General features: G+C 72.8%; 1 protein-coding gene. It reads left to right on the top strand.

Annotated features, from left to right (window positions below):
• Positions 1 to 563: S46 family peptidase (locus MBEBAB_RS14800; protein ID WP_045319490.1), on the top strand; the 563-nt coding region annotated here is incomplete at both ends.

Genomic DNA, 563 nt, shown 5'->3' with positions numbered 1-563 from the left:
GGGGTGGAGAACACCTACAAGCGCGGCATGGGCCGCATGCGCGCCCTGATCGACGGCGACTTCATGGGGCGGCGTCAGGCGGCGGAAGAGGAATTCCGCGCCCGGGTCGCCGCCGATCCGGCGCTGGCGGCCGAGGCGGGCGATCCGTGGTCGACGCTGGCGGAGATCCAGCCGGTGCAGGCGCGGCTCTATCCGGCCTACAGCCTGCTTGAGGGCCGCGCCGGCGGCGGTTCGCGTCTGTTCGGCTTCGCCCAGACCCTGGTGCGCGCTGCGCAGGAGCGGGACAAGCCCTCGGGACAGCGCCTGCCCGAGTTCGCCGACAGCCGCCTGCCGCTGGTGCAGCAGCGCCTGTTTGCGGACCTGCCCACCTATCCGGCGCTGGACGAGCTGCAGCTCAGCTGGTGGCTGTCCAAGACCCGCGAGATCCTGACCGTGGACGATCCGCGCGTGCGCGCCCTGCTGGGCGACGAATCCCCCGAGGGCATGGCCGAACGGCTGGCCTCCGGATCGACCCTGGGCGATCCGGCCGTGCGCCGGGCCCTGTGGAGGGCGGTCTTGAAGCC

Origin of the sequence: Brevundimonas abyssalis TAR-001 (assembly GCF_000466985.1) — a bacterium.
GTDB classification, from domain to species: Bacteria; Pseudomonadota; Alphaproteobacteria; order Caulobacterales; family Caulobacteraceae; genus Brevundimonas; species Brevundimonas abyssalis.
This window is presented reverse-complemented; position numbering and strand designations above follow the sequence as displayed.